The sequence below is a fragment of the Lactobacillus sp. W8093 genome (assembly GCF_016100925.1).
Classification (GTDB): domain Bacteria; phylum Bacillota; class Bacilli; order Lactobacillales; family Lactobacillaceae; genus Lactobacillus; species Lactobacillus helsingborgensis.
In genome coordinates this window covers 102434-117858 of record NZ_JACFRL010000008.1, presented here as the reverse complement: position 1 = coordinate 117858, position 15425 = coordinate 102434, and the positions used below count along the sequence as shown (strand labels likewise).

Genomic DNA, 15425 nt, shown 5'->3' with positions numbered 1-15425 from the left:
GTCAATAAAACGTTGATTTGTCGGTCTTTTTAAATTGTAAATTTTTTAATTTAACTTCAAAGAGCACTTTTTTCCCAGACACTACTTGGACTTTTCAAATTATTCAATACCTATTTTTGCTTTGATACCCTCAGAAAGAATAGCTGAAAAATTAAGACCAGCAGCTTTTCCCTCTTCATTTAAGTAATTTGGAATAGTTACAGTCTTTTTAACTACACGTTCATCGTTTTTCCGTTTATATGCTGAAATATTGACGGTAACTAAAGTAGCAATTTCATCATCTTTAGTTTTAGGAATTTTAGTATTTGATTTTGGCAAATCTTCTACTAATGACATAGTACCAATTAAGTCTTTTCCCATATCAATAGCTTCTACAATTGATTTTCCTTGAGTATCACGGTCAAGGTCTGGGACATTTACAGTGTACTTAATTTTAGAATCATTAGTTGGTTTTATAATAATTGGGAAAACAACAATTTTATCTTTTTTCATAATAGTAATTTAAGATGGTACACGAATAAAGGGTAGCCCCCTTAATTTTATCCTTTAAGATTATTTCGTTTCATAATCTTTTGCCATGTAATTTTGTTTAAATCACCGTGACGAGGAATTGGCTCTGACTGGTAACCATTGGTATAAACATCATGATTAGTTCCATGACGATTAAGCCACCAGCCATTTTTCTTTAAAATTTTAAGGGCGTCTCGTCTTTTAACCATCTAATTCTCCTTTCAGATATTATTTTACACGTGTATAGCACGTGTGTAAATAAAAATGATAAAAATCTTATTACGCTTGTAGTTTTTATGAAAATAAATACAAGAGTTATTTAAATATTATAGAATTTAATATAAACAAAAGTTAAGCATAAATAGCTTATATTGAGCATATAAACTATGGAGAATAAGATTGTGAATAATACTTCTAGGCGTATGGCTAACAAGTTTGATAAAAGCTTTTAAGCTTGGATGTTAGTGACACAGTTAGTGGTTGCAGTTTGAGCATACCTAGTTTCAACAGGTTTCTTTATAACTTTACCATTTTAAATTAAGCATAAGTAGATCATACATAACATATGAGTGCAGTATAATTAAAGGAGAGGAAGAAATGAAGATTATCACTTTTACAGTTATCAAGAATGGGTTTGATAGAGCTCCATCTGCATAAAATTATTGTGAATGGCTGGCAAACCAAGGATCAAGAGTCTTATTTATTGATTTAGACCACCAAGCTAAATTACCTTAAACATATTAAATTTATGATAATAAATATATAAATGGAAATTACATTAGAAAAACGAGGTTATTCCCAAGGTTTCAGACTTTCTAAATCATTATTCAGAGATCTTGGAATTACTACTGAAAATGCCACGTTTGAGGTAAAAGTAAAGGATAAAGAATTAATTTTGAGAGAAAAAAAGAAAGCAAAATAGCACAACGCTTTGAAAGCTTTGGTTATGAAGCATATTGGATGTCTTTTATATACTTAGAAAATGCAAAAAGCCTGTAAGACCAATTCTTACAGGCTTGATTTTATGATCCGGGTGAGATTCGAACTCACGACCCACGGTTTAGAAGACCGTTGCTCTATCCAGCTGAGCTACCAGACCGTTAGTTTTGCGTATTCCCGCGCAAGAACATTAACTATTATAGAGAAAAGTTTTTGCAATTGCAACCGGAAATTTCTTTTTTGTTCAACTTATTTTTAAAGCTAATATTGATGATAAAAAAGAAAGGAGGAAAATTGATTTGTTAATTGTGATTTATAATCTGTATAATAAAGAAAAGTGAAGAGAGAAAGATAGGAAAAAGCATGAAACATAAAATTCTAAAACTGATATCTCTTATAGGAATTCTTTTATTTTGTTTTGTTTCTGGACAAGAAGTAAAAGCAGATGTTGATTATGATATTGCTAAAAACATTACTACTGCAAAAGTGAATTCTGATGGTTCATTGTCGATGAAAAGGGCAATCACCTATAAATTTAACAGCTCTGCCAATGGTGTTTATTATCGTCAGAATCTGCAATCAAATCAGAAGATTGACGATATCAAAGTGATAGTCAAGGACGGTCAAAAGAAGGCACACAAAACTGATAATTATGACCTGATAAATAGTAAAAAGGGCTACCGTTTTAAGGTATTTCATAAAATAAAAAGTAACCGCCTTTTCACCGTTACTTATTTTTATCGCATCACTAACGCTATTACCAATTATCGTGATGTTGCTGAACTTAACTTTAAGATTATCGGCAATGGCTGGGATAGGGATTTGGACTATGTCAGAGCCAGTGTTATTTTTCCAGGGCCTGTAAAAGGTCTAAAAGCATGGGCCCACGGACCACTCGATGGTCATCTGCAAGTTAATCCTCAAAAAGGAAAAATTGTCATGACAGCTGAAAATCTCGCTGGTGACATGGGTATTGAAGTTCATACTATTTTCCCTCCTAAAATTACTGCCAACAATAAAAATGTCAAAGATAAGAATCACCGGCAAGCAGTGATAAAGCAGGAGAAAGAGTTAGCACGAAATACGGAATTAAAGCAAAAAAGAGGGGTAAGAAGAAGTCTCTGGCTAATTGCTGTGAGTCTAATTGCAGGACTTTTAGGTATCATTAAGGGTTTTAGGACCAAAAAGATTGGTTTTATGCCCCGCAAAATTCGCGAACTAGCCCATAACTATGAAATACCTGATGTAAATCCAATATTAGCGCAAATTTTGGATACTGCAAAGCAGCCGGATAATCGCGCGTTTACCGCTTATTTGATGGAACTGGCAGCACAGAAAAAAATTAGGATTGAAGATTATAAAGCCCATCTTAAAACTTATTATCGGATAACCGCGATAGACGAAAGTATTGTCGAAGAAAGCAGGTTAATGAAAACACTCTTTAACAAGATTGGGGATGGAACTAGTTTTACCACTCAAGCCTTGAAAAAATATCATGGTAAGAGATTAGGCAATGATTTTGACTTTTGGGCAGGAGATTATTTTGATAGTAAAGAAAAGCAAATATATTTGCCCGATTCATTAATAAATCGTAAAAATAAAAATATAGCTATCATAATTTTAATGATGGTCATCAGTTTCGCTGCTTCGGTAGTAGCTCTCATGAGCTCACTTAAATTTATCTTAGTGATAGTTTTTGGCGAGGCTTTGATTCTGATTTTGAGTTTGCTGGCGCTGATTTTCAATATCAGGCAGACTGGTATTTATTCAGAAAAAGGAAAAATTGAAACAGAAAAGATACGTGGTTTCAAGAAGATGCTAAAAGATATCGGTAAGTTTAAGATGAGGGATGTTGGTGATCTCATTTTGTGGGAGGATATCATGCCTTATGCCGTTGCTTTTGGCTTAGCCAATAAAGTAATGAAAGAACTGAAAATAGAATTCACTCAAGAAGAACTGGCACGTAGTGATTACTTTTACTATGGTTTTGTTTCTAATACCGGCAAAGATAGCTTTTCTGCTAACTTTGATTCTTGCTTTAACGATAGTATATCTACCGGGTCAAGCAGCTTTTCCAGTGGTACGTCCGGTGGCTTCGGTGGAGGTTCCGGTGGTGGAGCTTTCTAGTAAAAATTTTTGACTTTAAGCCTAGCACCACGCTAGGCTTTTTTGCATTTGCTATACTAAAGTAAATTACAAAAGAGATAGGTATAAACATGTTCGATTATCGTAATAATTTAAAAAGAATTCTTAATCAGACGGCTGGAGATGAGAAAAGCTTAAAAAACGGACTGGCTGCAATTAAACTAATCTTGGGTATGACTGCTGACACAGCTACAAATAATAGCCCAGAAAGTGCTAAAAACAACGTGGAGGTCGATTTCCAACAACTTAATTTGCTGTTAAAAAGTCTGACGCGTTTTATCAGCAATACTGCAGATCTTTCTGCCAAAAATTCAGCCCTTTCCGCTATTCAGCAACTAACTCTTGCTCCCAGCATTAATAAAGAGTATAGACAAAATTTAATTGATTTAAAAAAAGCTCTCAACTCAGCCCCGGCTACGAAAGACCTGATTGATAAAAAAGTTTTTGAGCAAGCACTAGCGCCCATAAAAAAGCCTCAAAGGGACTACCGTAAAGGCAAGAGATATACAGTAATTCGTTTACTAACGGGTTGTGACTTAATTAATGATAGTAACCGTACGGTTTTTACTTTAACAGAATCACAAATACATTCCTTGAATTTAAAAAGCGGCGACATTGTCGAAGCGATTCCAGAAGATAAAAATTCGCACTATGATGCGACTATTTTACGAGTTGTTGGGTTTCGTGATCTACCCAGTATGGAAGTCGATGTCATTTCTACTTTTAAATACGCTGTGGTGCAGGGAAGGTCTGGACACTTGGCAATTACTCGCAATGCACAAGGTAAAAAATTGCGGGTTCACGGTAAGCAAATTCTTTTACCCGTTGATTCAAGTAAGTATTGGGATGAAAATATTCGCCTAACTGATGGCTCTATCGTAGATTTAGCTTGGTATGATGGTGATGTGCGCTTGAAGAAAAATCCTGCAGAAGCAATTCAGATACGCTGGGTGTATCAACTTGAACAGCCCAAAGATCCGCAAATTAGAAAGAAAAAAACTAAGAAAGAAGCAAAAGATACTAAAATACCGCGACTTGAAATGGACCTTCATTATCAACGTGTTGGAATTGCTGTTGGTGATAATCAAAACGAGGCCATACTTGAAAGTGTAGTTAATCGCTATCATGGTATACCAATTCCAATTGATGCTTTTCAGGGTAAGAAAAAAGTAATTGAAAACCAAATAAAAGATTTAGATATTGTCATATTGGTAACTGCTTTTGCGGCACATGACAGTACCTGGAATATCAGTGAATTTGCCAATAAATATCATATTAAGTTTGCAGTTAGTTCAAGTAAAGGTTACCAAGCATTTGAACGTGCGTTATATCGAGCTGAAAATGGTCTTCCCGCTTATGAAGGTAACCAGACAATTAATTATCGCTTAGCAGATAAGTAGAAAAAAATTTTCTTTATAATTTCTTAATAATTTAAGAAAATGTTTTAACTATTATGTTTTTGACAGATAACAAGTATAGCCTTAACCAATCAAAAAGCCCACATTTCTTGCATAATTTGGCGTTTTTCCTGTACAATATTAAATAACAATTTTATGGAAGGAAGATGAGATGAAAGCTAAAAAACAGGCACACACATGGCAATACTGGTTATTCTTTCTAGCTGGATTAGAAATAATTACAATATCAGTTAACTTTTTTTATGCGCCAATTAATGTTGCTGCAGGTGGTTCTACAGGTATTTCAATCTTAATTGAAGCTGTTTGGGGAATTAACCGTTCCGTTTCGGTTTTTGTTGTTAACTTAATAATGCTGATACTTGCTGCTGTGTTTTTAGGTAAGGAAACTTTAAAGAAGGTAGCATTAGGAAGCTTTTTGATTCCGATTTTAATGGCGATTACACCTAGTTTTAAATTAACTTCAAATAATATGATGGCTGTAATTTATGGTGGCGTTTTAATGGGCGTTGGTGTTTCAATGCTTTACCGGATTAATGCCTCATCGGGAGGGACAACAATTCCACCATTAATCATCAAAAAATATTTCTTTGTTGATCCCGCATTGTCCTTAATGGTTATTGATATGTCAGTCATTTTCTTGAATATTTTCGTAGATGGTGTTGAAGCTTTTCTATTGGCAGCCTTTTCTCAAATAATTACGACTATTACTATGCGCTACACTGAAACTGGTTTTGATAAAAAATATCAAGTGCGCATTATGAGTAATAGTAAGTTGGAAGAAATTCGCCAAATGTTACAGCACGATTATGATGGACTGACCGTATATAACGTAGTTGGCGGCTATAGCGACCAGGATAAACAGCAATTGGTTATTGTGGTTGACACTAATGAATATGGGCAACTGGTGGCTAAAGCACGAGCGATTGATAGTGAAGCATTTATTGTTACGGAAAATATTGCTAAAGTGCATGGCGGTAAATGGCAAATATAATTGTAATTTTATTTAACAATGAAGGTATTTTTTATTGCCAACAATTAGTCAGAGTAGTATTATAAAGTAGTTGTATTTGTGGTTTCCTCCACATCTGCAACCGCACATTTCGGGGCAATAAGTCTTTTTAAGCACCTCGATTGGCGAGTCTAAGTAATTTTTGGAGGGTAGTAAATGTACGCAATTATTAAAACCGGTGGTAAGCAATATAAAGTTGCTGAAGGCGATAGTGTTTTTGTTGAAAAGCTAGAAGCTGCTGAAGGTAATGAAGTAACTTTTGACGAAGTAGTTCTTACTTCTGATGGCAAAGACGTTAAAGTTGGTACACCTTTAGTTAAAGGTGCTAAAGTTGTTGCTAAAGTTGAAAAGCAGGGCAAGGAAAAGAAAGTAGTTACTTTTAAGTACAAGCCAAAGAAGCACTCACATTCAAAATATGGTCACCGTCAACCTTATACTAAGGTTACAGTTGAAAAAATTGAATTAAACTAGAGGTGAAATAATGATGAATATTTTAAATCTTAAATTATTTGCCCACCACAAAGGTGGAGGTTCTACTGCTAACGGCCGTAATTCAGCTGGTCGTCGTTTAGGCGCCAAAGCTGCAGATGGTCAAACTATTCACGCCGGCTCAATCATCTATCGTCAACGTGGTACTAAGATTCACCCAGGTAAAAATGTTGGCCAAGGTGGAGACGATACTTTATTTGCATTGGTTAACGGTGTAGTTAAGTTTGAACGGAAAGATAAATACAGAAAGCAAGTTTCTGTTATTCCCGTTGAAGAAGAAGCTAAGTAATTTAGTTCTTAAATAAGAAGACGAAAAGCATATGCTTCTCGTCTTTTTTCTGCTTTATTTTACAAAAGAATGGATAGTAATCTGAATATCTTTAGGGTTAAAATTTAGATAAAACCGAAACACGAGAGATTAACAGGAGAATATAATTATGGCTGAAGAAGATAAATTATTAACTTTAATTAATAGGCGAATAAGCAAAGTAATTGATTTGATAAAAGAGCAAAATGCTGATGGCTTACTAATTTTTAATCAGGCTAATTATCGTTATCTTACGAACTTTACTGGTGAAGAAGCTCAGTTAATTTTAACCACTCAAGGAGATCGTATTCTTCTTTCTGATTCACGCTTTGATGATCAGATTAAGGCGCAGGCTCCGGGCGAAATTAGTGTAATAATGAAAAAAGAAGACCAAGACGTTGAGATTGCAAAGCAGTTGCAGAAAGCAAAACTCAAAAAGGTCTTGGTTGAAGGTGAATTTGTTTCAGCAGTTGAATTTAACAAGTTGCAAAAGTTAAATCCGCAGGTTGACTTTGAGATTTGTGAAGAATTAGTCGAAAAAGTACGCAACGTTAAAGATTCGCTTGAGTTAGAAACTTTACGCAAAGCAATTGATATTTCAATGGATAGCTTTAACGAAATATTGCCGCTAATCAAACCGGGAGCGGTAGAACGGAAAATCGGAGCTAAATTAGATTACTATTTTAAAATTAACGGCGGAGATGGGCCTAGTTTTGACACCATTATTGCTTCAGGAGTTAGATCTGCTTGGGCCCATGGAGTTGCAAGTGACAAAGTGATTGAAGATGGTGATATGGTAGTGATCGACTTTGGTGCCTTCTACCATGGTTATGCTGCTGATATTACCAGAACAGTGGCCGTTGGCAAAGTCGATCAGGAAATGCATAAAATATATCAGATTGTTCACGAAGCTCAGCGTCGTGGCATTGCCGCTGCGGTTAAAGGTAATCATGGTAGTGATGTTGACCAGGCTGCAAGAAGTTATATCACTGAACAAGGATACGGACAATATTTTGGGCACGGTATCGGTCATGGCATCGGCTTAGAAATTCACGAATTATGCCAACCAGCTCTACCATTTGGCAAACAAGAATTGCTTAACAATATGGTGCATACAGTTGAACCAGGAATATATCTGCCTAATAAAGGTGGCGTAAGGATTGAGGACGATATTTTGGTTCATGATCAAACTCCTGAAACACTGTCAACCTTGCCTAAAGACAACTTAATTTCTTTGTAAAAGTTAAATAATAATTATAGTAAAATCGCTTACTAATTGGTAAGATAATATTATGGAGATGAGGTACTCAATATGACAATGATATCAGTTAACGAATTTAAGAATGGCTTGACCATTAAGTATAACAATGACTTATGGCGTATAGTTGAATTTCAACACGTTAAGCCTGGTAAGGGTAGTGCATTTGTGCGTTCAAAGCTGAAGAGCTTAAATACAGGTGCTGTGCAGGAATATACTTTCCGTTCTACCGCTAAGGTTGAGACTGCTGAAATTGAAACAAAAACTATGCAGTATCTATATAATGATGGTTCAAGTTATGTCTTTATGGATAATAAAACTTATGACCAGCTAGCAATTCCGAATGAACAAATAAAAGATGAAGCTAAGTTTTTAAAGGAAAACATGGAAATTAGCGTTATTATGCATGAAGGCCAGACTTTAGGAATTCAGTTGCCTAATACTGTTGAATTGACGGTTGCCAAAACAGAGCCTAATATTAAAGGTGACACGTCTTCTGGTGGTGGTAAGCCTGCAACTATGGAAACTGGTTTAGTCGTTAACGTACCTTTCTTTATTAATGAAGGCGATGTTTTAGTAATTAATACAGTCGATGGTACTTATGTATCTCGTGCGAACAAATAATTAATCGAGGTAAACAAAAATGGCAGATAGTTCAAAAATTGTCTTAGATGATAAAAATAACGGTGAAGAAATTGAAATAGATCCAAGTGTTCTTGAAGTTATTATGGGCATTGCTGCCGAAAAAGTTGACGGAGTTGCTGGAATGCACGGCAATGTCAAGTCTGGGATCAATCGCGTTTTAGGAAGAGAAGATCGCGGTAAAGGTGTATCCGTAAATATTGACGATGAACACAATTTGATTGCTGATGTTTACGTCTCTATTGAGGCGGGTAGAAATGTACCTAAGATTGCAATGGATCTGCAAAAATCTTTAAAGCAACAAGTATTGCAGATGACAGACTTAACTCTTAATGAAATTAATGTTCATGTTACCGGCTTAGAATTTCCAGACGATGACGATGAAAATGGCAGCGGAACTTCTCAGCTATTTTCTGACATAGATGAAAAGAGTAAAAATGAATCAACACCAAAGTCGTAGAGTTGCAATGCAGGCTGTGTATTTGGCTAATCAGGATGTTAAGTATTCAGCTGCTGAAGTTGAAGCTAAAACTGTTGCAATGCTTGATTTGAAAGAACTTTCTGCTTATGCCAAAGAAATAATTGAAGGCGTAATTGAAAAGAGAGATGAATTAAAAGGTGAGTTGGCTAGTTTTTTGAAAAAAAACTGGCGTATCAATCGGATTAATCAGATCTCGTTAGCAATTTTGGAAGTTGCTTTATATGAAATAAAGTACAGTAAAGAAATTGAGCCCAAAGCTGCAGTAAATGAAGCTTTAAACTTGTGTGATGAATTTGCTGATCCTAAAAGTAAACCATTTATTAATGGTATGTTGGCAAATTTTATTCAAAAATAACTAATAGTCGGCTTTAAGCCGGCTATTTTTTTAGAAAAGGAATAGACTTAATGGCACAACTTTTGGACGGCAAGCACTTAGCTGACTTACGAGCTACTAAACTTAAGCAAAAGGTAACATATTTAAAAAGTGAGGGCATACAACCCTTATTCTGCGTAATTAATATTGGTAATGATCCCAGTAGTAAAATTTATTTAAGAACTAAAAAAAGACGAGCAAAAGAGATCGGCATCAAACAAAAATTGTTTCAATTATCATCTTCTGTGACACAAAAAGAGCTGCTAAGTTTGATAAATTGTCTGAATGAAGAAGAAAAAGTCAATGGTATCATGATTCAATTGCCTGTACCCGGGCAGATTGACTTAAATGAAGCTCTGGCTGCGATTGACCCTGAAAAAGATGTAGATTGCTTAACTCCCGCAAATGTTGGCCGCTTGTGGCGCGGTGACCATTTTGTTGAACCTGCAACTGCGCATGGCATTTTAACACTATTAGATTATTATCATATTGAGTTGAAGGGTAAGAATGTGGTTATTATTGGTCGCAGTAGTATAGTGGGCAAGCCCCTTGCGGCACTGATGCTTGAGCGGGATGCAACTGTATCAATTCTGCACTTAAAAACTAAAAAATTATCCGACTATACTAAGAGGGCAGATGTGTTGGTTGCTGCTGCAGGACAACCTAATTTGGTAAAAGCAGATATGGTAAAAAAAGGTGCTGTTATAATAGATGTAGGAATAAATCGCTTTAACGGCAAAATAGTAGGGGATGTTGATTATGCTCATGTAACCAATGTCGCTAGCTATATCACCCCTGTTCCAGGTGGAATAGGTCCATTGACAGTTGAATCTTTAATGGAGCAGGTAGTTCAGTTGACAAGGAGAAAACATGGAAAATAGTAAGTATCTTACGGTTTCAGATTTAAATTACTATATCACACAGAAGTTTAAAAATGACCCGTATTTACATAAAGTTTTTCTTCAAGGAGAATTATCAAACTTTCGCTTTCGCCGCAATTCACACCAGTATTTTTCTCTGAAAGATGAAAAATCTAAGATTAATGTGGTAATGTTTCGCTCCTATTTTGATAAAGTGAAATTTAAACCAGAAGAAGGTATGAAAGTTTATGTGACAGGATATGTAAACGTTTATAGTCCGCAAGGTTCTTATCAATTTTATGCAGAATCGATGGAACCGGCTGGACTGGGCGCGTTATACGATCAGTTACAGCAGTTGCAACAGAAATTAGCAAAAGAAGGCTTATTTGATAAGCAATATAAAAAGCCTTTGCCGCATTATCCCGATTATATCGCTGTTGTAACCAGTGCCTCGGGAGCAGTTATTCATGACATTCTGGTGACAGTGAATAGAAGATTTCCTCATGCTGAAGTTGATTTATTTCCGGCTCAAGTTCAAGGAGATACTGCCGCGGATTCATTAGTAGCTGCTATGAAACAAATAGCTCAGTTCAAAGATAAGTACGACGTCATGATTATTGGTCGTGGTGGTGGTTCTCTTGAAGATCTGTGGCCCTTTAATGAAGAACGAGTCGTTCGTCAGGTTTTTGACATGAAGATGCCAGTCATTTCCTCCGTTGGTCATGAAACTGATACGACCCTATGCGATTTAGTGGCTGATGTGCGTGCAGCTACTCCAACTGCGGCTGCCGAATATGCTACACCAAATTTACCTGATGAATTAATAAGTATTAGGCAATTGCAGAACGCTCTTGTTTCTAGTATACAAAATATTATTAGGGTGCGCCGCGACACTTTAACTCGTATCACTAATTCTGTCATTATGCGCGAACCTGCCAGACTTTATGATGAACAGGCCCAAACGCTCGATATCCTGCGTGACAGGCTTCACAATAATATGGTGCACCAGTTGGAAAATGGGCGCCACGATTATCAGCTTGCAAACCAAAAGTTAATAGCAGTTAGTCCTAATAAAAAAGTAACTTCTTTACTGCAGCAAATTGATTTTTGTCAGCAAAAGCTAATTACGAGCATCAAACATTTTTTACAAGCAAAAAGCAATATTTTGGGACAAACTGCTCAGCAACTAGATGATTATAGTCCGCTTAAGACTTTAAATAGGGGTTACACCTATGTCACTGATAGAGCAGATAAAACGATCAGTTCAATTAGCCAGACCAAAGTTAAAGATGAAGTCAATATCCATTTCAAAGACGGACAAGCCAAAGCTATAATTAGTTCAACTAGGAGAAATAAAAATGACAACGAAGAAAAATAATTTTGAAGAGGAATTAGCAGAATTGCAAACAATTGTTAATAATTTGGAAAAAGGTGATGTACCGCTTGAAGATGCCCTTGAACAGTTTCAAGCCGGTGTAAAACTAAGTCGTGATTTAAATAAAAAATTAACTGCAGCTGAAGAAACTGTGGCTAAATTAATTGATAGTGACGGTACTGAACATAAACTTGATCCAAATGACGCTGCGGCACCGGAAAAATAGAAAAGAATTATTATGACTTTTAAAAAATTTAAAGCAACCTGGACACCAATTATTGACAGCTATTTAGCAGATCATTTAAAAAGTGAAGTTAATGATACTAAGATTAGTCAGATTATGTCTTATTCCGTAATGGCTGGAGGAAAAAGGCTTCGTCCTTTACTGTTTTTGGCAACTTTAGATGCCATTAATTTTCAAATAAACGCTGAAGAAATTAGGATTGCCTGCGGGATTGAACTTATTCATACTTATTCATTAATTCATGATGACTTGCCCGCTATGGATAATGATGATTACCGCAGAGGTAAGTTAACCAGCCATAAAAAATGGGGTGAAGCCGAAGCGATTCTTGCTGGGGATGCCTTGCTGCCAATGGGCATAAAATGGATAGCACAAGGAAGCGATTCAGCTAAATTAGTGGCAATAATCACTGAAGCAGTTGGTCCCAACGGTATGGTTGGTGGTCAATATTTAGATATTGATTCTACCAATAACAAAAGTGTGGCTGATAACTCTGATTTTATTAACAAGATGGAATGGTTAAAAACAGGCTGTTTAATTAAGGCCTGCGTTGAAATGGCTGTTGAACATGGCAATGCCAGTCCTTCTCAAAAAGAGTTGCTACTGCAGTTTGCTCAAGATTTTGGCCGCTCTTATCAAATTTATGATGATTTAGTCGATGTAGTCGAAACCAGTGCAGAAGCGGGTAAAAAGACACATAAAGATTTGGAAAGCGGTAAAAATAACACGTTGACCTTGCTTGGAATTACCAAAAGCCGAGTAGAATTGAATAAATTAATAGCACATGCTCAAAACTGCTTAAAAGACATTAATTCAGACATTTTGACCGGCTTTCTTGATTTATATAAAAAGGTACTGTAATGACAAAACAAAGAGCAGACGTTTTATTAGTTAAGCAGGGAATATTTAATTCTCGAACTCAGGCTCAACGAGCTATTATGGCAGGATTAGTTTCTGATCATAATCATCAGAGAATCGATAAAAGTGGTACTAATTTTCCAATAGATGAAACTTTTTTTGTCAAACAATCAGGTAAAAAGTATGTTTCTCGTGGTGGGTTTAAGCTTGCGAAAGCTTTAAAATCTTTTCAAATTGATTTAACAAACAAAATTTGTCTAGACATAGGTGCATCTACTGGTGGTTTTACAGATGTTGCCTTACAAAATAATGCCAAAATGGTCTATGCGTTAGATGTTGGTTATAACCAACTGGCATGGCAATTACGTGATGACCCGCGTGTGATAGTGATGGAAAAGCAAAATTTTCGCTATAGCAAGCCTGCTGACTTTACTCATGGTTTGCCTGATTTTGCCATGACAGATGTTTCATTTATTTCACTAGATTTAATTATGCCGCCGATGTATCAGATCTTAAAAGACCAGTGTGATGCTGTTTGCCTAATTAAGCCCCAATTTGAAGCGGGTCCTGATCAAGTAGGCAAACATGGTATAGTTCATGATCATGCCGTCCATTGCAGCGTAATTGAGCATACCATAGAAAAAGCATGCGAAATTGGTTTTAACGTTCTTGATCTTGATTATTCGCCGATAAAAGGTGGTAAAGGTAATATTGAATTTTTAATTCATTTACAAAAAGACGAAAAAGATGGCGGCAAATTGCTCTGGGCTAAGAGACCAGAAGATATTGTTGCACAGGCCGTTGCCAATCTTTAGGAGAGGAATATGTTAGTTGAACTGGATATTAAAAATTTTGCCATTATTAAAGCATTGAAGGTTCGCTTTCAAGAAAATATGACTGTATTAATTGGTGAAACTGGTGCTGGTAAATCAATTATTATTGATGCAGTTTCACTATTGATGGGCGGTCGCGGCCAAAAGGAAATGATCCGTAGTGGTGAAAAAAAGGCTGTGGTCACTGGTCTGTTTGAACTGGACCATGAAACTAAAAAGATTACCGAACTTTGTGAACAATATGGTATACCAGATTCAGAAGAACAATTGATTATTAGCCGTGAATTAGCTGCTAAAGGAAGAAATGTCGTGCGCATCAACGGTCAACTGACTACGATTAATGTTTTACGCGAACTGGGTAATTATTTAGTTGATATTCACGGTCAAAATGATCAACAAATTTTAATGGATCAGGATAGGCAAATTGATCTGGTGGATAATTACGCTTCTTCCAAATTTAAGCAGGAGCTTGCCCAATATCAAACCGATTTTAGTAATTGGCAAAAATTAACTGCTCAAATTAATCATTTACATCAAGACGCACAGGAATTGGCACAAAAGCAGGATATTTTATCTTTTCAAAATGAGGAATTATCTAAAGCTGATTTAAAGGATCCTCATGAAGATGATGAGCTTGAAGACGAATATGATGAGTTAAATAATTATCAGAAAATTGTTGATACAGCCAACTATTTAATGCAAATGTACGATGATGAAGATCATGGCATTGAAACTTTACTTGGAAAAGCGCAAAATGCTGCAAATGAATTGGTTGAGTATGGGTCTAAGTTTAAAGATATAGCTAAGACAATTGATGACGGAGTTTTCGCTATCAGCGATGCCCGTAGTGAATTGTCAAATGTCTTAGATGATATGGATTTTGATGAAGAAAGATTTCAGTATGTTTCAAATAGGCTGGATCTGCTTAACGGTTTAAAGAAAAAATACGGTCCTTCATTAGAGGATGTTTTTGCATTTTATGCCAAAGTACAAAAGGAATTGGGACAATATGAAACTGGCGGACTTGACGAAGAAAAATTGCAAAAACAGCTGGGAGAACTAGAAAAGAAATTAAAAGTTGAAGCACAGAATTTGCATGAAATTAGGAAAAATGTCGCAGCCACTTTGGAAAAGAAAATAAAACAGGAATTGGCGGATCTCTATATGGCTAAGGCCCGTTTTAGTATTGATTTTTCCGCAACTAAGACTTTTACCAAGAAGGGCACCGATAATATTGTCTTCTTAATAGCGCCAAATCCCGGTGAAGAATTAATGCCGCTGGTCAAGATCGTCTCTGGCGGAGAGCAATCACGGTTAATTCTGGCTTTGAAGGCAATTTTTAGTAAAGTTGAACCAGTGGGGACAATGATTTTTGATGAAATTGATACTGGCGTTTCCGGTCGCGTTTCGGCAGCAATAGGGCAAAAACTGCATTCAATTGGCGAAAATAAACAAGTAATTGCGATTACACATTCACCGCAAGTAGCAGCTGCAGGTGACCAGAAATATTTGGTTGCCAAAAAAGTTAAAGATGGTGCGACTTATACTCAAATCGGGCCTTTAACTCAGGAAGAAACAATAACTGCAATTGCAGAAATGATGGCTGGTAGTGACGTGACGCAGGCAGCTAAACAAAATGCCAAGGATCTCATGAGGAGCTTTAAAAGAAAAAAGAAATAATAAT

General features: G+C 36.0%; 18 protein-coding genes, 1 tRNA gene and 1 other annotated feature. Of the genes, 16 read left to right on the top strand and 3 right to left on the bottom strand.

Features of this window, described 5'->3' with window-relative positions:
- Positions 1-99: 99 nt before the first annotated feature.
- Together H3T47_RS07025 and H3T47_RS07020 are read right to left on the bottom strand one after the other, a co-directional pair.
- Entirely contained in the window at positions 100-492 is a 393-nt protein-coding gene (locus tag H3T47_RS07025; RefSeq protein WP_046327284.1) for a type II toxin-antitoxin system HicB family antitoxin, read from the bottom strand.
- Between the two features lie 47 nt (positions 493-539).
- A complete protein-coding gene (locus H3T47_RS07020; RefSeq protein WP_046327283.1) occupies positions 540-719 on the bottom strand; it encodes a type II toxin-antitoxin system HicA family toxin in 180 nt (59 codons plus the stop codon).
- A 557-nt stretch (positions 720-1276) separates the two neighbouring features.
- Here H3T47_RS07020 and H3T47_RS07015 point away from each other — a divergent pair.
- Positions 1277-1432 (top strand): hypothetical protein, encoded by a 156-nt coding sequence (locus H3T47_RS07015; RefSeq protein WP_233335871.1) that lies wholly within the window; start codon positions 1277-1279, stop codon positions 1430-1432.
- Between the two features lie 103 nt (positions 1433-1535).
- Here the strand turns inward: H3T47_RS07015 and H3T47_RS07010 are convergent.
- A tRNA-Arg gene (locus H3T47_RS07010) sits at positions 1536-1609 on the bottom strand.
- 203 nt (positions 1610-1812) lie between these two features.
- On the opposite strand from H3T47_RS07010, the gene H3T47_RS07005 reads away from it, so the two are divergent.
- The 15 genes from H3T47_RS07005 (at position 1813) to recN (ending at position 15421) form a co-directional block, all read left to right on the top strand.
- Positions 1813-3576: a DUF2207 domain-containing protein gene (locus H3T47_RS07005; protein ID WP_199282994.1), complete on the top strand. Its 1764-nt coding sequence runs from the start codon at positions 1813-1815 to the stop codon at positions 3574-3576.
- Between the two features lie 89 nt (positions 3577-3665).
- Entirely contained in the window at positions 3666-4994 is a 1329-nt protein-coding gene (locus tag H3T47_RS07000; protein ID WP_199282993.1) for a DUF2325 domain-containing protein, read from the top strand.
- 169 nt (positions 4995-5163) lie between these two features.
- Positions 5164-6003, top strand: coding sequence for a YitT family protein (locus H3T47_RS06995; RefSeq protein ID WP_199282992.1), 840 nt, complete (start codon positions 5164-5166; stop codon positions 6001-6003).
- A gap of 88 nt (positions 6004-6091) precedes the next feature.
- Positions 6092-6164: a sequence feature (ribosomal protein L21 leader region), on the top strand.
- Between the two features lie 13 nt (positions 6165-6177).
- Positions 6178-6492 (top strand): 50S ribosomal protein L21, encoded by a 315-nt coding sequence (gene rplU / locus H3T47_RS06990; RefSeq protein WP_038523174.1) that lies wholly within the window; start codon positions 6178-6180, stop codon positions 6490-6492.
- 7 nt (positions 6493-6499) lie between these two features.
- Positions 6500-6799 carry a 50S ribosomal protein L27 gene (rpmA, locus tag H3T47_RS06985; RefSeq protein ID WP_276308982.1) on the top strand — a complete coding sequence of 100 codons (300 nt, stop codon included), beginning with the start codon at positions 6500-6502 and terminating at the stop codon, positions 6797-6799.
- 148 nt (positions 6800-6947) lie between these two features.
- Positions 6948-8057: a Xaa-Pro peptidase family protein gene (locus H3T47_RS06980; RefSeq protein WP_199282991.1), complete on the top strand. Its 1110-nt coding sequence runs from the start codon at positions 6948-6950 to the stop codon at positions 8055-8057.
- 72 nt (positions 8058-8129) lie between these two features.
- Entirely contained in the window at positions 8130-8699 is a 570-nt protein-coding gene (efp, locus tag H3T47_RS06975; RefSeq protein ID WP_038523166.1) for an elongation factor P, read from the top strand.
- A gap of 19 nt (positions 8700-8718) precedes the next feature.
- Positions 8719-9177: an Asp23/Gls24 family envelope stress response protein gene (locus tag H3T47_RS06970; RefSeq protein WP_199282990.1), complete on the top strand. Its 459-nt coding sequence runs from the start codon at positions 8719-8721 to the stop codon at positions 9175-9177.
- Positions 9155-9553: a transcription antitermination factor NusB gene (gene nusB, locus H3T47_RS06965; protein ID WP_038523160.1), complete on the top strand. Its 399-nt coding sequence runs from the start codon at positions 9155-9157 to the stop codon at positions 9551-9553. The genes H3T47_RS06970 and nusB overlap by 23 nt, the downstream gene beginning before the upstream one ends.
- 50 nt (positions 9554-9603) lie before the next feature.
- Entirely contained in the window at positions 9604-10452 is an 849-nt protein-coding gene (locus H3T47_RS06960; RefSeq protein WP_199282989.1) for a tetrahydrofolate dehydrogenase/cyclohydrolase catalytic domain-containing protein, read from the top strand.
- Positions 10442-11809, top strand: coding sequence for an exodeoxyribonuclease VII large subunit (xseA, locus tag H3T47_RS06955; protein ID WP_199282988.1), 1368 nt, complete (start codon positions 10442-10444; stop codon positions 11807-11809). Before H3T47_RS06960 ends, xseA begins: the two co-directional genes overlap by 11 nt.
- Positions 11790-12032, top strand: a complete 243-nt coding sequence (locus H3T47_RS06950) for an exodeoxyribonuclease VII small subunit (RefSeq protein ID WP_038523150.1) — start codon at positions 11790-11792, stop codon at positions 12030-12032. The genes xseA and H3T47_RS06950 overlap by 20 nt, the downstream gene beginning before the upstream one ends.
- 12 nt (positions 12033-12044) lie before the next feature.
- A complete protein-coding gene (locus tag H3T47_RS06945) occupies positions 12045-12911 on the top strand; it encodes a polyprenyl synthetase family protein (protein WP_199282987.1) in 867 nt (288 codons plus the stop codon).
- The gene (locus tag H3T47_RS06940; protein WP_199282986.1) at positions 12911-13723 is read left to right on the top strand and encodes a TlyA family RNA methyltransferase; all 813 of its coding nucleotides are present in this window, start codon (positions 12911-12913) and stop codon (positions 13721-13723) included. Before H3T47_RS06945 ends, H3T47_RS06940 begins: the two co-directional genes overlap by 1 nt.
- 9 nt (positions 13724-13732) lie before the next feature.
- Positions 13733-15421: a DNA repair protein RecN gene (recN, locus tag H3T47_RS06935; RefSeq protein ID WP_199282985.1), complete on the top strand. Its 1689-nt coding sequence runs from the start codon at positions 13733-13735 to the stop codon at positions 15419-15421.
- Positions 15422-15425 lie beyond the last annotated feature (4 nt).

What these genes read in the sequence shown, in the direction of transcription:
- H3T47_RS06970 (WP_199282990.1), top strand. Translation starts at nt 8,719, where the DNA reads ATGGCAGATAGTTCAAAAATTGTCTTAGATGATAAAAATAACGGTGAA.
- H3T47_RS06945 (WP_199282987.1), top strand. Translation starts at nt 12,045, where the DNA reads ATGACTTTTAAAAAATTTAAAGCAACCTGGACACCAATTATTGACAGC.
- H3T47_RS06995 (WP_199282992.1), top strand. Translation starts at nt 5,164, where the DNA reads ATGAAAGCTAAAAAACAGGCACACACATGGCAATACTGGTTATTCTTT.
- H3T47_RS07020 (WP_046327283.1), bottom strand. Translation starts at nt 719, where the DNA reads ATGGTTAAAAGACGAGACGCCCTTAAAATTTTAAAGAAAAATGGCTGG.
- efp (WP_038523166.1), top strand. Translation starts at nt 8,130, where the DNA reads ATGACAATGATATCAGTTAACGAATTTAAGAATGGCTTGACCATTAAG.
- H3T47_RS07025 (WP_046327284.1), bottom strand. Translation starts at nt 492, where the DNA reads ATGAAAAAAGATAAAATTGTTGTTTTCCCAATTATTATAAAACCAACT.
- H3T47_RS06960 (WP_199282989.1), top strand. Translation starts at nt 9,604, where the DNA reads ATGGCACAACTTTTGGACGGCAAGCACTTAGCTGACTTACGAGCTACT.
- recN (WP_199282985.1), top strand. Translation starts at nt 13,733, where the DNA reads ATGTTAGTTGAACTGGATATTAAAAATTTTGCCATTATTAAAGCATTG.
- rplU (WP_038523174.1), top strand. Translation starts at nt 6,178, where the DNA reads ATGTACGCAATTATTAAAACCGGTGGTAAGCAATATAAAGTTGCTGAA.
- H3T47_RS06940 (WP_199282986.1), top strand. Translation starts at nt 12,911, where the DNA reads ATGACAAAACAAAGAGCAGACGTTTTATTAGTTAAGCAGGGAATATTT.
- nusB (WP_038523160.1), top strand. Translation starts at nt 9,155, where the DNA reads ATGAATCAACACCAAAGTCGTAGAGTTGCAATGCAGGCTGTGTATTTG.
- H3T47_RS07015 (WP_233335871.1), top strand. Translation starts at nt 1,277, where the DNA reads ATGGAAATTACATTAGAAAAACGAGGTTATTCCCAAGGTTTCAGACTT.
- H3T47_RS06980 (WP_199282991.1), top strand. Translation starts at nt 6,948, where the DNA reads ATGGCTGAAGAAGATAAATTATTAACTTTAATTAATAGGCGAATAAGC.
- xseA (WP_199282988.1), top strand. Translation starts at nt 10,442, where the DNA reads ATGGAAAATAGTAAGTATCTTACGGTTTCAGATTTAAATTACTATATC.
- H3T47_RS07000 (WP_199282993.1), top strand. Translation starts at nt 3,666, where the DNA reads ATGTTCGATTATCGTAATAATTTAAAAAGAATTCTTAATCAGACGGCT.
- H3T47_RS07005 (WP_199282994.1), top strand. Translation starts at nt 1,813, where the DNA reads ATGAAACATAAAATTCTAAAACTGATATCTCTTATAGGAATTCTTTTA.
- H3T47_RS06950 (WP_038523150.1), top strand. Translation starts at nt 11,790, where the DNA reads ATGACAACGAAGAAAAATAATTTTGAAGAGGAATTAGCAGAATTGCAA.